Below are 18,344 nucleotides of genomic sequence, written 5' to 3'. Positions count from 1 at the left end.
AAGTAAGAGATCACGTACATTCTGCGTTAAAGATATCAAGAGTCGCCAAATGGCGGAACTTAGGTGGTAACGCGATAATTCGTCCTATGATTAAATAATCATAGGACTTTTTTATTGCACTGATAAATATTGGAGGAAGTTATATGTATAATCACAATGCTGTTGAAAAAAAATGGCAAAAATATTGGAAAGAAAATCAAACCTTTAAAACAACAACTGATAAGAATAAGGATAATTTTTATGCGCTAGATATGTTTCCTTATCCTTCAGGTCAAGGATTACATGTTGGACATCCCGAAGGTTACACAGCTACGGATATTTTAGCTCGTATGAAACGTGCCCAAGGTTATAACGTTTTGCATCCTATGGGGTTTGATGCCTTTGGACTTCCTGCTGAACAATACGCAATGGATACTGGTCATAATCCAGCAGATTTTACTGAAAAAAATATTAATAATTTTAAACGTCAAATAAATTCACTTGGTTTTTCATATGATTGGGATCGTGAAGTTCAAACAACTGATCCTAAATATTACAAGTGGACACAATGGATCTTTGAACAAATGTACAAAAAGGGTCTCGCCTATGAAGCTGAAGTCCCAGTTAACTGGAGTCCAGATCTTGGAACAGTTGTCGCAAACGAAGAAGTTATTGATGGTAAGACTGAACGTGGTGGTTTTCCAGTTGTCAGAAAGCCAATGCGTCAATGGATGTTAAAAATTACAGCCTATGCTGATAGATTGCTAGATGATCTAGACTTGATCGATTGGCCTGAAAGCATCAAAGAAATGCAAAGAAATTGGATCGGACGCTCTATTGGTGCCCACATCAGTTTTCCAATCGACGGCTATGACGATAAAAAAATAACAGTCTTCACAACACGTGCAGATACTGTCTTTGGTGTTTCATATATTGTTTTAGCACCTGAAAATGAATTAGTTGATGTTATTACTACTGATGAACAACGTGGTGCTGTTGAAGCATATAAAGAAGAAGCAGCAAGAAAGTCAGACCTTGATAGAACTGATTTGAATCATGATAAAACTGGTACATTTACTGGCGCATATGCAATTAATCCGGTAAATGGTGAAAAAGTTCAAATCTGGATCTCAGATTATGTTTTAGCTACTTATGGAACAGGTGCTGTTATGGCAGTTCCAGCTCATGATGATCGTGACTTTGCCTTTGCAACTAAATTTAATCTACCTATCAAACCAGTTGTTGAAGGTGGAGATATTTCTAAAGGTGCTTTTGGCGGAGACGGTGCGCATATTAATTCTGACTTTTTAAATGGTCTTCATCAAAAAGAAGCTATTGATAAAATGATCGAATTTCTTGAAGACAAAGGCTACGGTAAGAAGTTTGTTAACTATAAACTTCGTGATTGGTTATTCTCACGTCAAAGATATTGGGGTGAACCAATTCCTGTTATTCATTGGGAAGATGGGGAAACAACACTAGTACCTGAAGACGAATTGCCACTTAAATTACCAGCAGAAGCTGATATCAAACCATCAGGAACTGGTGAATCACCACTTGCCAATTTAACTGATTGGGTAAATGTGGTTGATAAAAATGGACGTAAAGGCCGCCGTGAAACAAACACTATGCCACAATGGGCAGGTAGTTCATGGTATTACTTGAGATATATCGATCCTCATAATGATCAAAAATTAGCTGATTATGACCTATTAAAACAATGGTTGCCAGTTGATATTTATATTGGTGGTGCAGAACATGCCGTACTTCACTTACTATATGCAAGATTTTGGCATAAGGTATTGTATGATTTGGGAGTTGTTCCAACAAAAGAACCATTCCAAAAGTTATTTAATCAAGGAATGATCCTTGGAGATAACCATGAAAAAATGTCTAAATCTAAAGGAAATGTAGTCAATCCAGATGATGTCGTTGAATCATATGGTGCGGATACTTTAAGAGTTTATGAAATGTTCATGGGACCTTTGGATGCTTCAATTCCGTGGTCAGAAAACGGACTATCAGGTGCTCATAAATTCCTCGATCGTGTCTGGAGATTATTCATTAATGATGATGATTACAGTACCGTTAAAGAAGGATTCTTGACTGATAATAATGATGGTAAATTGGATAAAGTTTACAATGAAACAGTTAAAAAAGTAACAGAAGACTTTGACCAATTACGTTTCAATACTGCCATTTCACAAATTATGGTCTTTATTAATGAAGCTCACAAAGTTGATACAATGCCAAAGGACTACGCCGAAGGATTTATCAAATTGTTAGCTCCAATAGCACCACATATGATGGAAGAATTATGGAGTAAACTAGGTCACGAAGGATCAATCTCATATGCAGCATGGCCAACATATGATGAAAGCAAGTTAGTATCAGATACTGTTGAAGTCATTATTCAAGTTAATGGTAAGTTACGTGATAAGATGGAATTACCAGTTGACATGGATAAAAAAGAAGTCGAAAAACTTGCTACAACAGATGAAAAGATCAAGAAATTTGTTGAAGGCAAAAATATCGTTAAAGTTATCGTTATACCTAACAAAATTGTTAATATCGTTGTTAAGTAGGAGAGCGTGAATATACACGTTTAGCTTCTGAGTATAACGTAAAAAAGAGTCGTATTTACAAAGTAAATGCGGCTCTTTTTGTAGTTAAACGGAGGAAGCTGTGTATATTCACGCGTTTAAGCAGCAGTCAGAGGAAATAAAGATAGAAAAATGAATTGCAATTTAAGATAAAGGTAAGTTAAACGGAGGAAGCTGTGTATATTCACGTGTTTAAGGTCAAAAACAATAAGAAATTATTTATGCTTATTATGCCATTCTTTAATGTAAGCCAAACGTTGTTTAAAACGGATCTCTTTACCTTGTTCAGTTGGAAGATAATATTGATGTCCCTTTATTTCAGGCGGAGCAGTTTGCATATCCGTTAGTTTATCTTTTTCATCATGAGCGTATTGATAATTTTTACCATAACCAGCATCTTTCATTAATTTGGTTGGTGCATTTCGAATCTGTAATGGAACAGGTAAGTTGCCATATTCTTTAATGTCATGTTTCGCCTTACTTTTGGCTACATAAACCGCATTAGATTTCGGTGCCAAAGACAAATAAATGACAGCTTCAGTTAAATGCACATCACACTCTGGCATACCGATGAATTGACAAGCTTGAAAAACGTCAATAGTAACTGATAGTGCATGTGTGTCGGCCAGACCAATATCTTCACTAGCAAATCTTACTAATCTTCTAGCGATATATATTGGATCTTCACCGCCGTCGAGCATTCTGTTTAGCCAATAGATAGCCGCATCGACATCACTATTACGCATCGATTTATGTAGAGCGGAAATGATGTTGTAGTGTTCCTCGCCGTGTTTATCGTAACGTAGTGATTTAGTTGTAATAGTCTGACTTAGTGTTTTTTGGTTGATCGTAATGACATCCTTGTCTCTGTCACCATTTAAAATAGCCATTTCCAGTGTATTCAGGGCAATTCTAGCATCACCATTAGCAAATTCAGCAATAATATCAATTGATTGTTGATCGATATGTATTTGTAATTTAGGGAAAGCATGTTTATTTTGGAGAGTATTATTCAACAATTGAACTAAGTTTTCTTTAGTCAATTCCTTTAGGATAAAAACTTTGCATCTTGATAAAAGGGCAGAATTGATTTCAAATGATGGATTTTCAGTTGTAGCTCCGATTAGAGTTATGCTGCCTTTTTCTACAAATGGCAGAAAGGCATCTTGTTGAGCTTTATTGAATCGATGAATTTCGTCGATAAAGACAATCGTTTTTTGCCCGATTTCACGATTCATTTCAGCTTCTTCCATTATTTTCCTAATATCTTTTATACCACTAGTCACAGCACTAAAAGTAATGAAATTAGATTTAGTCTTTTCGGCAATGATATGGGCTAATGTTGTTTTACCAACGCCCGGTGGCCCCCAAAGTATAATAGAAGGTAATTGATCAGCATCGATTATTTCACGTAAGATTTTTCCTTTATCTAATAAGTGTTCTTGACCGACAAATTCATCGAGACTGTTTGGACGAACTCGATTGGCTAAAGGGGAATTGTTAGCATTATCCGTGGCATTATTTGAGAAAAGCGATTCTTGTTCCAAAATATGTTGCCTCCTTTTGGAGTTTCATAAATATATTATATAGCTAATTTAATAATGACAAAATTTGAGTACCCTTGCATTTTGTAAAATTTAAGAGTATTTTAAAGTTTCCGAGATTAGAACTTTGCTATAATTGAAGAGATGTTTTTAAGGTGGTGCAAAACTTGAACGAAAATAACAACCAGAATAGTGATGAAGTTATACCAGTTATTAATCCTGAGTCATCTTCTCAAGATACTATGCTCAAGGGGTCGGCTTGGATGACCGCTGGTAGTATTTTTTCACGTATTTTAGGTGCTGTTTATATTATTCCTTGGATGGCTTGGATGGGTTCATCTTATCCCGCAGCCAATGCGCTTTACGCTAAAGGTTATAATATTTATAGTCTTTTTATAATTATCTCAACGGCCGGTATTCCAGGGGCAATTTCTAAACAGATATCACATTATAATGCTTTGGATGAGTATTCGACAGGAAATAAGCTGTTTAAGCAAGGCCTAAAGATAATGATCTTCATGGGACTTCTTTTTGGAGCACTGATGTATTTTGGATCTTCGTTTATGGCGGCAATTTTTGCGGACGGTGATCCTAGAAGTATTCCTGTTATTCAATCATTAGCAATCGCGGTTTTAATCATTCCAATTTTGAGTATTCTAAGAGGGTACATGCAAGGATACTCCGATATGGCACCATCTGCTATATCACAATTTGTTGAACAAATTGCACGTGTTATTTATATGTTATTGGCAACGTATCTTATTATGAAAGTTCAGGGTGGAAATTATATTTCTGCTGTTGTCCAATCAACTTTTGCGGCATTTATAGGTGCGGTTGTGGCAATTGCCATTCTATTACTTGCTTTTGCTAAGAAACTGCCTAAATTACGAGCCTTATCAAGAAATGGTAAAGCTCCTGAAAAATTAAATAAAAACTTTACTAAAGAAATTTTTGAGCAGGCAATTCCTTTTATCATTCTAGGTTCAGGAATAACGCTGTTTAATTTGTTTGATCAATCTACTTTTAATCAAATCATGAGAATGTTTGTTAAAGCTACTAATGCTCAACTTGATAATTACTACTCATTGTTTGGTTTTCAGGCAAATAAGCTGATCATGATCATTGTTTCGTTGGCAACAGCCATGTCGGCAACAGCAATTCCAATTCTTTCAGGGTTATTTTCAAAAGGAGTTAAAAAAGATATTGAGGATCAGATCTCAAATACTTTGGAACTATTCTTTTTCATTATGATCCCAGCAGCATTAGGAATGTATGCTGTTTCGCAGCCACTTTGGACAACTTTTTATCGATATGATCAATTAGGTATTTGGATGTTGCAATTCTCGTCAATTATCTCTATTTTAATGGGGATGTTTACAGTTTTGTCGACAGTTTTACAGGCACTATATTGTAATCGATTAGCAATTCAATACTTCATTGTCGGCCTGATAGTAAAGGTAGCCGTCCAAGTTCCTATGATTGGATTCTTTCACGAATTTGGCCCCTTAGTTGCCACAAGCATCGGTATGGGAGTTACTTGTTTCCTAATGATGCGTAAACTTCATAAATTATATCCATTCGATCCAAATCGAATCTCCAGACGAATTAGTGGGATCATTGTATTCTCACTAGTAATGTTCATCGCTATTTTCTTTATTAACAGTGTGGCGTTTAAATTTATTGGTAATTCAGATCGTATTGTTAGTGTAGTTATTTTAGTAATTGAAGCATTGGTTGGTTCAGCTATTTATGGATATCTAGTGTTAAAAACTAAACTTGCAGATAAGATCCTTGGATCAAGAGTTGAACGAATTAGAAGATTAGTTAAAATTAAATAGTGTGATACAGTAGAGCGTAACATAAGGCGGTTAGAGACTGAGCATATTCGTAGATAAGCGGAGGTCTCTGCCTTATGGCACGCGTTTTAAATAAAAACAACATGTTCAGCTTTCGAGCATTAAACCATACAAGCCTAGTAATCCGATTGGATTACTGGGCTTGTTGTTTTAAGCGGAAAAATCTATGAGCAAGTTAAGATACATTTTGAACGGGGTTTTGTATAATGAATTCGTAATATATTCCTAGAATATATTGAATATATTCATTTTGTTTGTAGGAATATAAATTGTGACAAAGGGGTGCATATATAATGAAAATTGAAATTACAAATGATGCCAAAAATAAATTACAACCATATGTTGATGCAGGTAAGAAAATCATCTTAGATCTTGATGATGGATTGGGACGTTTTTCAGGTGAAGGTGATTGTGCTTTAATAACTAAGTTTAGAATTATTGTAGTAAGCGCTAATGAGGATCTATCTGATTATTCGATAATCTTGAATAGTGATATCGGCGATATTTATTACAAACAAAGTGCTGAAGAATTTATCGACAATAGTCTTAAGTTGGATGTAAATCCCAAAACACAATTGTTAATCTTTAAGAATGCCAATGAAATTATTGATAATAGTGTAAATATTATTGATTATGACGTTGTAAAGTCTCATTCATAGAAAGTTGGTACATTAATGAAGATTGAAATGACAAATGAGGTCAAGAACAGACTAGAACCATACGTTAAAGCAGGCAAGGTTATGTTATTAGATCTTGATAATGGTTTAGGACCATATTCTGCAGAGGGTAATTGAGCTCTAGTAACGAGTTTCAGATTTATTGCTATTGATAAAGATGCACCTAAATCTGATTACGGAATCACTTTGGAAAGTGATATTGGACCGATTTATTTTAAAGATTTTGCGAAAGATTATGTTCAAAAAGATATGAAATTAGAAGTAAATCCTAAGACACAATTAATTGTGTTTAAAAATGCTCGTGAATTGATCGATAGTTCAGTTAATATTATCGACTGGGATAAAGTTGCTGTTAAATCAACCAATTCGGGTGAGTGTTAGGTATTAAAAAAGACCGATCAATCCATTTTTGGATAGTTCGGCCTTTTTTCATGTCTATTATAAGTATTTATCTAAGAAGTCACTGATAATATCAACGATTTCAGGTTGCCAATAGCGAATGTCCATATGACCCGCACCGTTTATTTTGTAAAAGTCGGCTTTAGCATTATTTTCAATCAAAGTGTCATAAAGTTTCTCACCATCTTCAATTGGAACAACTACATCTTGATCACCATGGAAAATTAGAAATGGAACAGTTTTATCATTAATATATGTTAGAGGATTGGCAGCTGCATCTAATTCAGCGTTATCTTCAGGTTCAGCACCAAGCAGATTACGATAAACAAAGTCAAAGTCATTACTTAAACTGCCTTGTTTAGCAGTAAGTGGATCAACTACACCATATAATGGGATAGATAGTTGAACGTCACTCATGAATTCCAAATTGTCGCCAACATCAAATTTATCAATATCGTTTGTAACACCCAACATACTTGCTAAATGTCCACCGGCTGATTCACCCATTGCCACAAATTTTTCTGGATCAATTTGAAATTTGTTAGCATTTTTTCGCATATAGCGAATTGCTGCCTTAGCATCATTCAATTGACCAGGGAAATTAATTTTATTGCTGTCACGATATTCAACACTAACGATAACGTAACCCTTGCGAGCAAGATCAACTAAATTAGGCAGATGAATATTATGATCCACATCCATCCAGCCGCCACCAGCAAACCAGAAGATAACTGGATATTTAGTGTTTTCGTCGTTAGTAGGAAAGTGGCGAATGACAGATAACTTCAAATCACGAGTAGAGTTGCCTAACCAACCAGGTACTTGTGCATAAGTGATGTCACTATCAAGCCAAAGTCCGTCACGTGTTATGGGAATTTCGATTTCTTTTTTCATTGCCCCGACTCCTAATAATATTATTTTTTGCTACATGCAAATTTTTGCATAGTTTGAGGTATTTTACTAGCTAACTTTGTTGGTAAAACAACATAATCTTTTTGATAAATTTTATCAGCAATATGGCTATGCAAGTACAATGCAGCGCTTACAACTTTTAAAGAAAAACCAAATTGTCCAACAAAAGCCGCAATGATCCCAGTTAGTGTATCCCCCATGCCTCCGGTTGCCATACCAGGGTTTCCATTGAGCAGTTGATAAACATTATTTTGATAGTAAATTTCTGAGAGATGTTTTTTAACAATTAATAAACTGTTCGGTGCTAATGAGTTTATTTTTTTAAGATTATTTTTTGACGTCTGATCGGGGATTTTTAAGCCTGATAAACGCTGCCATTCGCCTTGATGTGGAGTCAAAATTAAATTTTTAATGGCATTTAAATCGATTTTTTTCTCTGAAACCATTGTTAATGCGGAAGCATCCATGATAATTATTTGATCACTGATATTTTTAATAACTGTTTTTATTAAATTGACAGTAGAATCGGATGAACCTAATCCTGGTCCAATGACAATTACATTATTTTTTTGGATCGATTCATCTAAATCTTGAAGATTATTGTAATCAATTGTCATAGCTTCAGGTATATCAACATTAATTGCAGTAAATTTTTCTGGAACAGTAGCAACGGTGACTAGTCCAGCTCCGGAGTTGACTGCTGCACGTGCTGACATCAATGCCGCTCCTCCAAAGTGAGTTGAACCAGCAATTATTAAAATACGACCGTAATTTCCCTTATATGATATGTCTGGTCTTTTGTGGATTACTTCTGAAAGAATTGATTCATCAATTTTTTGCATTACAAGTTCTCCTTTTTGTAGTATCATTTATTATTGTAATCTTAATACAAGAAATATTGTATTGGGTTTTGCCTCCGTGGCGGAATTGGCAGACGCGCAGTGTTCAGGTCGCTGTATGGTTTTCCATGTGCAAGTTCGACTCTTGTCGGAGGCATAGAATAGATTAAAGCTTGGGACAAAGTTCCAAGCTTTTTTTGTTACATTTTCTTTTCATTTATTACATATTGATGTTATGACTGTATCAGCTTTGTTAAACTGATATTGAAAAATAAATAGGGGGAGCATAATGAAAAAGGGGAAAATTCTGTTTTCAAGTATTTTAACTGTACTAATTGGGATCTTGTTCGTCTCATTTGGTGGAACAAATGTTAAAGCTGATACTGTTAACAGTTATATTTTAGGAAATAAGATTCAACCAGCAGAGATACAATACCGTGAAGGTACTTTTGATCAATGGTTTGGCTATGAAAATGGGGTGGGAAAGCCTGAAGGTGTAGTTGTTCATGAAACAGCCGATGCCAATGCCACAGCGGAAAATGAAGTGGCTTATTTTAATCGGGAATGGCCTAGTCTTCAAACATATGTCCATGCCTTTGTAGATAACAACGAAATTATCAACATCCATAGTGCAGATTACGGTGTTTGGGGAGCAGGACACACTGCCAACTATAAATTCATTCAAGTTGAACTTTGCGAGGTCCATGATTATGATGCTTTCGCACGTTCATTATCAAATGATGCTTTTTACATTGCTAAACGATTGATTCAATACAATTTACCGGATATTCCTGGTCAAACTGTTGTCTCACATCATCAAGTAAGTAATATGTATAGAGAAACAGATCATTCAGATCCTGATGGCTACTTTGCCAAATGGGGCTATGATATGGATCAATTTAATGATTTGATCTCGTACTACTATAATAACCTCAAAGATTCAGGCACTCTTTATGGAAATGCCAATAATAGTGGTGATGATAACAAAGCTACGGTACTTTCTGTTAATAATGACAAGGCGATCTTTGTTCCATTAGTATCTTTTGACGAGTCAGGTAACAAAAATGATGTTCAAAACCGTGGTCTAGCTAACAATACTCCATGGCAATATGATCAACAAAAAGATTTTGATGGTCATACTTACTATCGTGTATCAACTAACGAATGGGTCTTAGATACTTATGTAACAAGTTTTTCTTAAAAATTAAGCGTGAATGGTCACGCTTTTTTTGTGGTCAAAAATAGATAGATGTTATATTAAAAGGGGGGGTCTGACTTATGCATACAAGTAAATTAGAGTTTAAAACAATTGATATTACAACAATTGAATGTGATTGTATCGTAAATGCTGCTAATAGAACTCTTTTAGGCGGCGGTGGTGTTGATGGTGCGATTCATCGTGCTGAAGGGCCAAAGTTATTAGAAGAATGCCGATCATTACATGGTTGCAAAACAGGAGAAGCTAAAATTACTAAAGGGTACAATTTACCTGCTAAATATATTATTCATACGGTTGGACCAGTTTATTCAGGTAGTCCTAGTGATGAAATTAATCTAACCAATTGTTACAAAAATTCTTTAGGTTTGGCAAAGAAGAAGAACTTGCATACGATAGCTTTTTCAGCAATTTCAACTGGTGTCTATGGTTATCCCTTTGACGAAGCCGCCAAAGTTGCATTAGATACGTCAGCCAATTGGTTAACTGAAAATTCTGATTATCGAATGGAAATTTTACTGACTTGTTTTGACGATCGCGTTTATAAGTCATATTCAAATTATCTCAAAAATTATTCTGGTAATAATAAATATTTGAGTAATTTAAAGTGATGAATCGTTATTTATTGCGTATCTGCGACTAAAAAGGATAATATTATTTATAAAGTTATATGAGGAGAATATATGTCAAAATACTTTGATTTTTGGAAAAAAATGACCGTTTTTAATGCAACGGCTACGAGAAGCCAGTATTGGATTCCTACAATTGCGAATTATTTTCTTTTGGCAATTTATTATGAATTGACAAATCAGGCCCAATACGTGGTTAATGGAACTTATAATATGCATTTAACTATCAATTCGATCACTTTTGTTATTATTACGGCTTTATTATGGCTAGCTAATTTTACCGTTCGTGCCAGACGATTGCATGATATTAATAAAAGCAATTGGTGGATGTTAATTGAACTTGTTCCATTAATTGGCTTCATCTGGTTATTTATCTTGATGATAACTGCATCAAGACCTAGTCGCTGGACTATTAATCAAGCAGATATTAATTAGTTAGGAGATCTTTTTATGTTAAAAGAATTTAGAGATTTTATTAGTCGTGGAAATGTAATGGACTTGGCAGTCGGTGTAATTATGGGGGCCGCATTTACAGCGATTGTTCAATCTTTAGTAAGTAATTTGGTTAATCCGTTGATCGGTTTGTTTTTGGGAAAAATTGATCTATCAAATTTAACCTTTGCGGTTGGGGATGCAACTTTTAAGTACGGTACTTTTATTGAATCGATCATCAATTTCTTGATTATTGCCTTAGTAGTCTTTTTCTTAGTTAAGATTATGAACAAAGTGATCAGTAAAAGAGAAGAAGAGGCTGAATCAGAAAAGACTAAGGAAGATGAAATGATCGAGTATCTTAAGAAAATTTCCGAATCTTTAGATAAGAAGTAGAAAGCTATGTTACACTGAAATTAAATTGAATGAGCACTAGGGGTGTTTCTTTAAGAAACTGAGATGGAACTAACCGATCCCTTTGAACCTGTAAGTTAATACTTGCGTAGGAAAGTGCGATAATCAAGACATTTATTTAGTCATGATTCTTAATCCTACGATGAGAATTGTGGCTTTTTTTAATAATTCACTGGAGGAATTCGACATGGAAATTGAACTTTTAAAAAAAGTAAAGACTGCTAATCCAATGATTTTAAATATTGCTAATTCGGTTACCCAAAGTGATGTAGCTAACGGAATCAGCGCTATTGGTGGATCGCCACTAATGACTAATTATGATAAAGAAATTGCTTCGATCACCAAAATGGCAAATGCCGTTTGCGTTAATATTGGGACTTTGAATCAAGAGCAAAATAAACTTAGTTTAGAACTCTTAAAGCAGGCTAAAAAATATAGTAAGCCGTCAGTCCTAGATCCAGTTGGGATAGGCGCTGTTCCGGAAAGATTATCTTTTATCAAAGAGTTATGTGAAAAAGAAACTCCTGATATTATTCGTGGAAATGCTGGAGAAATAGCTAGTTTGGTTGATATTTCATGGTCTGCCAAGGGAATTGACTCAATAGATGAGGATAAAACTGATTCGATTGATGAAATAGCTAAAAACTGTGCTGAGAAATATCAATGTGTAGTCGTTGTTACCGGTGCAACAGATACGATTGCAACTAGTGATAAAATCAGTCATATTTCAAATGGAAGTAATATGTTTACTGTTAGGGTCGGAACAGGTGATATGTTATCATCGATCATTGCTGTATTTGCGGCAGTTTCAGATGGTAATTATTATGAAGCGGCTAAAATGGCTTGCTTAGTATTTAGCTTATCAGGTGAATTAGTCATGAAAGAGACGCCAAATGTTGGTCCCTCGGCTTTTTCTAGTAGATTATTGGATCAACTGTATACAGTAAATGTCGAAGATATTAAGAGATGGGGAAAATATGATGAGTGAAATAAATAGTTTTCCACAGACTTTAACGATTGCTGGAACTGATAGTGGCGGTGGAGCCGGAATTATGGCAGATATGAAAACAATGCAGGAATGCGGTGCTTTTTCGACAGCGGTAATTGTAGCAGTGACAGCCCAAAATACCTTGGGAGTTCAAGATTTTCAAGCATTAGATCCTAAATTGATCAATGAACAGTTTTCATCAATTAATGGTGATTTTAAAATTAGAGCTTGTAAGACGGGGATGTTAGCTGATGCTGAACATGTTTCGATCGTCGTTGATAATCTGAAAAAATATGATTTTGGTCCACTAGTATTAGATCCAGTTATGATTGCAAAAGGTGGCGCACAATTATTATCCGACGAAGGAATCAATACTATCAAAAATGACCTTGTAAAATTGTCAGAATTGATAACTCCGAATATCCCTGAAGCAGAACGTTTAGCGGACTGTGAAATAAAAAATAAAGATGATATGTTGTTAGCCGCAAAGAAGATAAAGGAAATGGGTGCTAAAAATGTTCTTATTAAAGGGGGACATAGCGAATCTCTTGAAGTAAATGATTTAGTTTTGTTAGATGATGAAAGTCATTTTTGGATGAAGAGCAAACGAGTTGATACGATCAGAACTCATGGCACGGGAGATACCATTTCTTCGGCAATAGTTTCAAGATTGGCTTTAGGTGATGATATGAAATCTGCTATTTTGTATGGGAAAGATTTTGTTGAGGCTGCGATCAAGAATACTATTCAAGTTGGACATGGTCATGGTCCGCTTAATCATTGGGCCTATAATGCCGGGGGAAATAACAATGAAATTTAATTCTGAAATGTTAAAAGCTTATTTTGTCTGTGGCAGTCAAGATTTAGATGGGCAGGATTTTGAAAAATTATTAGAAAAAAGTATTGAGTCTGGTATCACGGCTTTTCAATTCCGAGATAAGGGTAGTTCGACTTTAACTTCACAAGAACGTTTAGAGTTAGGGGAAAGACTACGTGATATTTGCCGTTCTGAAAAAGTCCCTTTTATAGTTGACGATGATGTTGAGCTTGCTAACAAGTTAAGTGCCGATGGAATTCACGTTGGTCAAAAAGATGAACAAATAAAAAAAGTAATCGCTGAAACTTCACCAGATATGATGATAGGCTTATCAGCGCAAACCTTAGATCAAATAAAAATAGCTAATAAAATTAAAAGAATTGATTATATAGGTGCTGGACCAATTTTTCCGACAACTTCTAAACCTGATGCAGTAGATCCAATGGGATTATCTCTATTAAATGATATGTCTCATGCCAGCAAGGTACCGATCGTCGCTATTGGAGGAATTTTAAAGTCCAACCTGCGATCCTTACGTGACAATGGTGCAGTTGGGGCCGCATTTATTACGCTGATCACGCAATCAGATGATATTGAGGCCAGTGTTAAAGATGTTTTAAATGTTTTTGATTAAATATTAAGTAGTAATTATCGCCTTATAAACAAAAGTCGGTAATTGCTACTTTTTTTATGCAATAAATTAATTTGTTGCGTTAAAATTAAAAAGATTGAGAATTGCCAGGGAGGGTAATTTCTATGGAAACTGTTTTTTTAGTTTTGTTATTAATCGCGGCCGTTGTTGGTGCTAATGCTATCTACGCTCGTTTTGATTTAATACCGGTGGCTTTTTTACAAATGGCTGGCGGATATATTTTGTCATTTTTACCAGTATATAAACATTTTGAATTTGAACCGGAAATATTCTTGTTAGTAATTATTTCGATTTTAATGTTTAATGATGGCCAGAATACAAACATTCGTAAGCTGATGCATCAAATGGGAACAACTTTGTCACTATCAGTTGTTCTGGCAATTTTGACAATATTAGTTGTCGGGGTTGTAACGCATAATTTAATACCACAATTTTCATTGCCTTTGGCCTTGGCACTAGGAGCTATTATTACTCCAACAGACGCTGTGGCGGTTTCTTCAATAACTAGCAAAGTTTTGGTACCGACTGATGCCATGAATACTTTAGAAAACGAATCATTATTTAATGATGCTTCAGGTATCGTGGCATTTAATTTAGCAATTGCTACCTTAGTTACTGGCAAATTCTCTATAACTAGTGGGATTAGTAGTTTCTTATATGTATTTGTTGGTGGAATATTGTTAGGCCTAGTTCTCGGGTACGTTATCGTTGCCATTAGAATTATGTTGATCAACATGCGTGTTGATACACCTTCAGTAATTGTCCCATTTACTTTATTAACACCCTTTATCGTTTATTTATTTGCTGAAATGATTGGAGTGTCAGGTATTCTTGCGGTTGTAGCAACGGGTCTTATTCACGGGATGCAACAAGATCGATTGCGGTTAACTACATCTAGATTACAAATTGTGATGAGTACAACTTGGTCGATCATTTCTAGCATATTAAATGGGATCGTCTTTGTTCTTTTAGGAGCTTCATTGCCTGGTGTAATAGGACATTTACATGAGCGTGATACGAGTTCGGTCGCTATTTTGATCGGTCTGGGAATTCTTTTATATCTCATCATGACGATTATGAGATTTCTATGGACACAACTTGGCTTTGCCGAGATACGAGCTTGGAGTTCACATGATAAAATTATGAATAGTTTGGTGATGGCATTAAGTGGTGTACATGGAACCATCACTTTAGCAATGGCGTTTTCTTTACCATTAACCTTATCTGGACACGCTTTTACGTATCGAGTTGATATAATTTTTATAGCTTCCGTAGTTATTTTAACTAGTTTGATCGTTCCAACTTTAGTATTGCCGTTTATGTTGCCTAAAAAAGTTCCAGCAATTACTGAAAATGAATTATCCAAAGCTAAATCGGAAATGGTTCGAAGTGCTGTGCAAATGGTTCAAAGAGATTTTAATGATTCAGCTGAATGTGGTGAAGTTATTAGAATATTGGAAGGCCAGAGAACATATGAAGGACGTCCCAATAGAGGGAAATTAGAATATTTATTTGCCCAAACTTTTGAAATTGAGAAAGATATAGTTGATAAGATGCTTTCTAACGGTGAAATAACGATACAAGAGTCTAATATGTATATGAATGTTGCCAGACAGATCCTGATTCATAATCAAAGAGGATTTCGTAAACAAGCTATTTTAATGATCAAGTTTGTATTTTTGGCAAAAATATCATTAAATAAAAAAGCTCGCAAACGTCGTCAAGATATTAGAAGAGTAAAACGTGATTATCGAGGACGTACTCGTGATGAGGCGATTCGACAAAACCGTCAGATTTGGAATAGAATGAAAGAGATCGAAGTAACTCCCTATAAGGCTGTTATAAAATATTTGACTGATCAGATGACTGATGAAAATGAGATAGAAATAGGTATCGTTCGACGTGCTTACGATCAAACTCACAGACGTTTATCAGGGACACGTGCAATGGAAGATTCTCAAAATGAAATTTTAATTCAAGCATTTCAACATGAACATAATTTCATTCAGACACAAGTTGCTTCAAACAAATATAGTCGTGAAGTTGGAAATGAAATGTATCAGCAAATATCTACCGATCAATTGGTATGTTTTCAAACCTTCTCTGACTAACTAAACAGGTGGTGATTTAAATGGATGACAAAAAGAAAAGATTATTTGATGCGGCACATGTTTTATTTTTAGAGCGAGGTTTTAAGGCGACTGGGATCTCTGATATTGCTGGATTAGCAGATGTAGCAGTGGGATCTTTTTATCTATATTTCAACTCAAAAGAGGATGTTTTTGTTCAGGTTTATAATCGCGAGAATGAAGATATCAAGCAACAGATTTTGGAAAAAGTTGATCTTGATGGTGAGCCTGTTAAATTAATTCATGAAATTATTGATCAAATCTTTAAATTATCTAGTAATAACGCCATTTTGAAAGAATGGTTCTCAAATAAAAAATTAAATAAAATTATTGCGGCTAAAAATGAGACGGCAGTTCAAGACAGTTTGATCTATTCAACTTTGATGAAACTAATTGATCGTTGGATCGGTGAAGATATGGTTAAAGATAATATGGATCGTGACCGGATAATTAGTTTGTTTGATGCTTTAATAATAGTAGATTTTCATCAGAGTGAGATTGAAACAAATGATTATTATCAATTGATGAATGATATGATCGAAGGGATTCTGGGGGTTATACTTAAATAAGTTTTTGTCTCCGGTTGAAAATGAGGACGGCCTGCTGTGAGAAACGTTTGAAGCCTTGGTCTTCAAACTCGATTTTTAGCTTCACTTTGTGAATCTAAAAATACGTTCTGTGCTGTAAGCGACTTCATTTATAGAGGATATAAAACATAAAAAGCGAGAAATACCTAACACAGGATCTTCCTGCCACAGGTGTTTCTCGCTTTTTTAAACAATAAAATAATTTTAATAATTAGAAACTTTATTTGACTCTTGTGTTACTGGTTTGTTGTTAGTTACAAATAATCCCATTTTGGAAATAACTAATCCGACTACAAAACCTAATAAGGTAGGTGTTACCCAACCTAGTCCTAAACTGGCGAAAGGAATGTATTGGTGATAAACGTTTAATAGATATTTAACGGCAGTTAAGTTTGTAACAACTGCTGGGGATGAATTTAACATATCTAAGATGGCTGGTACTACTGTGAAGGCGATCGTCATCTTGTAAACTACACCGGCATATGGTTTTGCATGAACTGTTAATGATACTAAGATCAAAGCTAATGATAGAGGATACAATAGCATCAAGACAGGCAATGACCAGCTGATGATAGTGTCTAATCCAGCGTTTGCGACGACAAATGAGACAAAACATGTTACACGTAACCAAGCTAAGTAACTGACTTTAGGGAACAATTTATGGAAGTCTTGGGCAAATGAAGCGACAAGTCCCATTGCGGTTGTAAATACCCCCAATGTTACTAATACACCAAGTAAAGCGGCTCCAAAATTACCAAAATATAAATCAACGATTGAGGATAGTGCATCCCCACCATTAGCAGATAATTTCATTTTATTTAAACTAAAAGCACCTAATAAAACTAAGCCTAAATAGATCAAAACTTCTAATACGATACTTAAAGTACCGGCTTTAGCAGTTACTTTGGATAACTCTTTATCACGATAACCAAGGCCTCTAACGGCGTGAACAAATGTAACACTTAATGCTAATAAGGCTACGGCATCAACGGTGTTGTAGCCTTCCAACATACCACTTACAGTTGAAGTTGTTTGATAAGCGGTAGTTGGCATGTGATTTAATCCACCCATGGGATTTAAAAATGCGACTAAAAAGACGATAGCTAATAATACCAAGAAAATTGTATTTAAATATTTGCCAACATATTTGAGAAGGCGACTTTGATGAACAGTTAATAGGTAAGCAACTCCAAAGAATAAAGCGGTAAAGATCAACATGCTAACTCGATCAAATTGAGCTGGTAGAAATGGTTTGACGGCCATTTCATATGCAGTTGCAGCTGTACGTGGAGTACCGAAGAATGGTCCGATTGTTAAATGAACTAAGACTAAGAACAAAGCTGCATAATGACGTCCGACTGGTTTAGCAAGATCGTAAAGACCATCACTTTTAGTAACTACGACTGCCAAAATTGCCAACAATGGAAATAGTGAACCTGATACAGCAAAGCCAACAGCAGCTGAAAACCAGTTATTACCTGCCATTTGGCCTAAATGAACTGGAAAAATTAGATTACCAGATCCAAAGAACATTCCAAAGATCAAAGAACTGACTACTAATAGTTGAAAAAACTTACTCTTTTTTGATTTCTTTTCTAATAAATTGTTTTGCATAACAAACCCTCCAAATGTTATAAAACTTAATCTGTATAATGCCACTAATGTCAGATT

16 protein-coding genes, 1 tRNA gene, 1 pseudogene, 1 riboswitch and 1 other annotated feature (1 of these 20 only partly in view) are annotated in these 18,344 nt (G+C 35.1%); of the genes and pseudogenes, 14 read left to right on the top strand and 4 right to left on the bottom strand.

All coding sequences use genetic code 11. The features are described from left to right. Positions 1-90: a binding site (T-box leader), on the top strand; it begins 116 nt to the left of the window's first position. A 53-nt stretch (positions 91-143) separates the two neighbouring features. After that, complete coding sequence (gene leuS / locus EKM77_RS10040) at positions 144-2,564, top strand: leucine--tRNA ligase (protein WP_125593932.1); 2,421 nt, start codon at positions 144-146, stop codon at positions 2,562-2,564. 233 nt (positions 2,565-2,797) lie between these two features. On the opposite strand, the gene EKM77_RS10035 is transcribed toward leuS, so the two are convergent. Next, a complete protein-coding gene (locus tag EKM77_RS10035) occupies positions 2,798-4,129 on the bottom strand; it encodes a replication-associated recombination protein A (protein ID WP_125593931.1) in 1,332 nt (443 codons plus the stop codon). Positions 4,130-4,368: 239 nt separating this feature from the next. Here EKM77_RS10035 and EKM77_RS10030 point away from each other — a divergent pair, with 239 nt between their 5' ends. The 3 genes and pseudogenes from EKM77_RS10030 (at position 4,369) to EKM77_RS11095 (ending at position 7,040) form a co-directional block, all read left to right on the top strand. Continuing rightward, a complete protein-coding gene (locus EKM77_RS10030) occupies positions 4,369-5,964 on the top strand; it encodes a putative polysaccharide biosynthesis protein (RefSeq protein WP_125593959.1) in 1,596 nt (531 codons plus the stop codon). A 311-nt stretch (positions 5,965-6,275) separates the two neighbouring features. Continuing rightward, positions 6,276-6,641, top strand: coding sequence for an iron-sulfur cluster biosynthesis family protein (locus tag EKM77_RS10025; RefSeq protein WP_125593930.1), 366 nt, complete (start codon positions 6,276-6,278; stop codon positions 6,639-6,641). Between the two features lie 15 nt (positions 6,642-6,656). Next, a pseudogene (locus tag EKM77_RS11095) lies at positions 6,657-7,040 on the top strand (iron-sulfur cluster biosynthesis family protein). A gap of 57 nt (positions 7,041-7,097) precedes the next feature. Here the strand turns inward: EKM77_RS11095 and EKM77_RS10010 are convergent. Together EKM77_RS10010 and EKM77_RS10005 are read right to left on the bottom strand one after the other, a co-directional pair. Continuing rightward, a complete protein-coding gene (locus EKM77_RS10010) occupies positions 7,098-7,952 on the bottom strand; it encodes an alpha/beta hydrolase (protein WP_125593927.1) in 855 nt (284 codons plus the stop codon). 20 nt (positions 7,953-7,972) lie between these two features. After that, positions 7,973-8,812, bottom strand: a complete 840-nt coding sequence (locus tag EKM77_RS10005; protein WP_125593926.1) for an NAD(P)H-hydrate dehydratase — start codon at positions 8,810-8,812, stop codon at positions 7,973-7,975. Positions 8,813-8,882: 70 nt separating this feature from the next. On the opposite strand from EKM77_RS10005, the gene EKM77_RS10000 reads away from it, so the two are divergent. From EKM77_RS10000 to EKM77_RS09955, 10 genes are all read left to right on the top strand, one after another. Continuing rightward, a tRNA-Leu gene (locus EKM77_RS10000) sits at positions 8,883-8,966 on the top strand. Between the two features lie 132 nt (positions 8,967-9,098). After that, on the top strand, positions 9,099-10,010 hold the full coding sequence (locus EKM77_RS09995; RefSeq protein ID WP_125593925.1) for a peptidoglycan recognition protein family protein: 912 nt from the start codon (positions 9,099-9,101) through the stop codon (positions 10,008-10,010). A 77-nt stretch (positions 10,011-10,087) separates the two neighbouring features. Beyond that, the gene (locus EKM77_RS09990; RefSeq protein ID WP_125593924.1) at positions 10,088-10,636 is read left to right on the top strand and encodes an O-acetyl-ADP-ribose deacetylase; all 549 of its coding nucleotides are present in this window, start codon (positions 10,088-10,090) and stop codon (positions 10,634-10,636) included. Between the two features lie 72 nt (positions 10,637-10,708). Continuing rightward, complete coding sequence (locus EKM77_RS09985) at positions 10,709-11,089, top strand: DUF805 domain-containing protein (RefSeq protein WP_125593923.1); 381 nt, start codon at positions 10,709-10,711, stop codon at positions 11,087-11,089. A gap of 15 nt (positions 11,090-11,104) precedes the next feature. After that, on the top strand, positions 11,105-11,482 hold the full coding sequence (mscL, locus tag EKM77_RS09980) for a large-conductance mechanosensitive channel protein MscL (protein ID WP_125593922.1): 378 nt from the start codon (positions 11,105-11,107) through the stop codon (positions 11,480-11,482). 28 nt (positions 11,483-11,510) lie between these two features. Further along, a riboswitch (TPP riboswitch) is annotated at positions 11,511-11,612 on the top strand. A gap of 75 nt (positions 11,613-11,687) precedes the next feature. Further along, positions 11,688-12,488, top strand: coding sequence for a hydroxyethylthiazole kinase (gene thiM / locus EKM77_RS09975; RefSeq protein WP_164507770.1), 801 nt, complete (start codon positions 11,688-11,690; stop codon positions 12,486-12,488). Continuing rightward, on the top strand, positions 12,481-13,308 hold the full coding sequence (gene thiD, locus EKM77_RS09970) for a bifunctional hydroxymethylpyrimidine kinase/phosphomethylpyrimidine kinase (RefSeq protein ID WP_125593958.1): 828 nt from the start codon (positions 12,481-12,483) through the stop codon (positions 13,306-13,308). Before thiM ends, thiD begins: the two co-directional genes overlap by 8 nt. Continuing rightward, positions 13,298-13,939 (top strand): thiamine phosphate synthase, encoded by a 642-nt coding sequence (gene thiE / locus EKM77_RS09965; protein ID WP_125593920.1) that lies wholly within the window; start codon positions 13,298-13,300, stop codon positions 13,937-13,939. The genes thiD and thiE overlap by 11 nt, the downstream gene beginning before the upstream one ends. A 122-nt stretch (positions 13,940-14,061) precedes the next feature. After that, positions 14,062-16,068 carry a cation:proton antiporter gene (locus EKM77_RS09960; RefSeq protein ID WP_125593919.1) on the top strand — a complete coding sequence of 669 codons (2,007 nt, stop codon included), beginning with the start codon at positions 14,062-14,064 and terminating at the stop codon, positions 16,066-16,068. Positions 16,069-16,088: 20 nt separating this feature from the next. Continuing rightward, the gene (locus EKM77_RS09955; protein ID WP_125593918.1) at positions 16,089-16,655 is read left to right on the top strand and encodes a TetR/AcrR family transcriptional regulator; all 567 of its coding nucleotides are present in this window, start codon (positions 16,089-16,091) and stop codon (positions 16,653-16,655) included. Between the two features lie 222 nt (positions 16,656-16,877). On the opposite strand, the gene brnQ is transcribed toward EKM77_RS09955, so the two are convergent. Then, positions 16,878-18,287, bottom strand: a complete 1,410-nt coding sequence (gene brnQ, locus EKM77_RS09950; protein ID WP_125593917.1) for a branched-chain amino acid transport system II carrier protein — start codon at positions 18,285-18,287, stop codon at positions 16,878-16,880. Between the last annotated feature and the right edge of the window lie 57 nt (positions 18,288-18,344).

It is taken from the genome of Companilactobacillus baiquanensis (genome assembly GCF_003946605.1).
Lineage (GTDB): Bacteria > Bacillota > Bacilli > Lactobacillales > Lactobacillaceae > Companilactobacillus > Companilactobacillus baiquanensis.
The sequence above is the reverse complement of the archived record's forward strand: the minus strand, read 5'-3'. Positions and strand labels throughout refer to the sequence as shown.

What these genes read in the sequence shown, in the direction of transcription:
- leuS (WP_125593932.1), top strand. Translation starts at nt 144, where the DNA reads ATGTATAATCACAATGCTGTTGAAAAAAAATGGCAAAAATATTGGAAA.
- EKM77_RS10030 (WP_125593959.1), top strand. Translation starts at nt 4,369, where the DNA reads ATGCTCAAGGGGTCGGCTTGGATGACCGCTGGTAGTATTTTTTCACGT.
- EKM77_RS10025 (WP_125593930.1), top strand. Translation starts at nt 6,276, where the DNA reads ATGAAAATTGAAATTACAAATGATGCCAAAAATAAATTACAACCATAT.
- EKM77_RS10010 (WP_125593927.1), bottom strand. Translation starts at nt 7,952, where the DNA reads ATGAAAAAAGAAATCGAAATTCCCATAACACGTGACGGACTTTGGCTT.
- EKM77_RS10005 (WP_125593926.1), bottom strand. Translation starts at nt 8,812, where the DNA reads ATGCAAAAAATTGATGAATCAATTCTTTCAGAAGTAATCCACAAAAGA.
- EKM77_RS09995 (WP_125593925.1), top strand. Translation starts at nt 9,099, where the DNA reads ATGAAAAAGGGGAAAATTCTGTTTTCAAGTATTTTAACTGTACTAATT.
- EKM77_RS09990 (WP_125593924.1), top strand. Translation starts at nt 10,088, where the DNA reads ATGCATACAAGTAAATTAGAGTTTAAAACAATTGATATTACAACAATT.
- EKM77_RS09985 (WP_125593923.1), top strand. Translation starts at nt 10,709, where the DNA reads ATGTCAAAATACTTTGATTTTTGGAAAAAAATGACCGTTTTTAATGCA.
- mscL (WP_125593922.1), top strand. Translation starts at nt 11,105, where the DNA reads ATGTTAAAAGAATTTAGAGATTTTATTAGTCGTGGAAATGTAATGGAC.
- thiM (WP_164507770.1), top strand. Translation starts at nt 11,688, where the DNA reads ATGGAAATTGAACTTTTAAAAAAAGTAAAGACTGCTAATCCAATGATT.
- thiD (WP_125593958.1), top strand. Translation starts at nt 12,481, where the DNA reads ATGAGTGAAATAAATAGTTTTCCACAGACTTTAACGATTGCTGGAACT.
- thiE (WP_125593920.1), top strand. Translation starts at nt 13,298, where the DNA reads ATGAAATTTAATTCTGAAATGTTAAAAGCTTATTTTGTCTGTGGCAGT.
- EKM77_RS09960 (WP_125593919.1), top strand. Translation starts at nt 14,062, where the DNA reads ATGGAAACTGTTTTTTTAGTTTTGTTATTAATCGCGGCCGTTGTTGGT.
- EKM77_RS09955 (WP_125593918.1), top strand. Translation starts at nt 16,089, where the DNA reads ATGGATGACAAAAAGAAAAGATTATTTGATGCGGCACATGTTTTATTT.
- brnQ (WP_125593917.1), bottom strand. Translation starts at nt 18,287, where the DNA reads ATGCAAAACAATTTATTAGAAAAGAAATCAAAAAAGAGTAAGTTTTTT.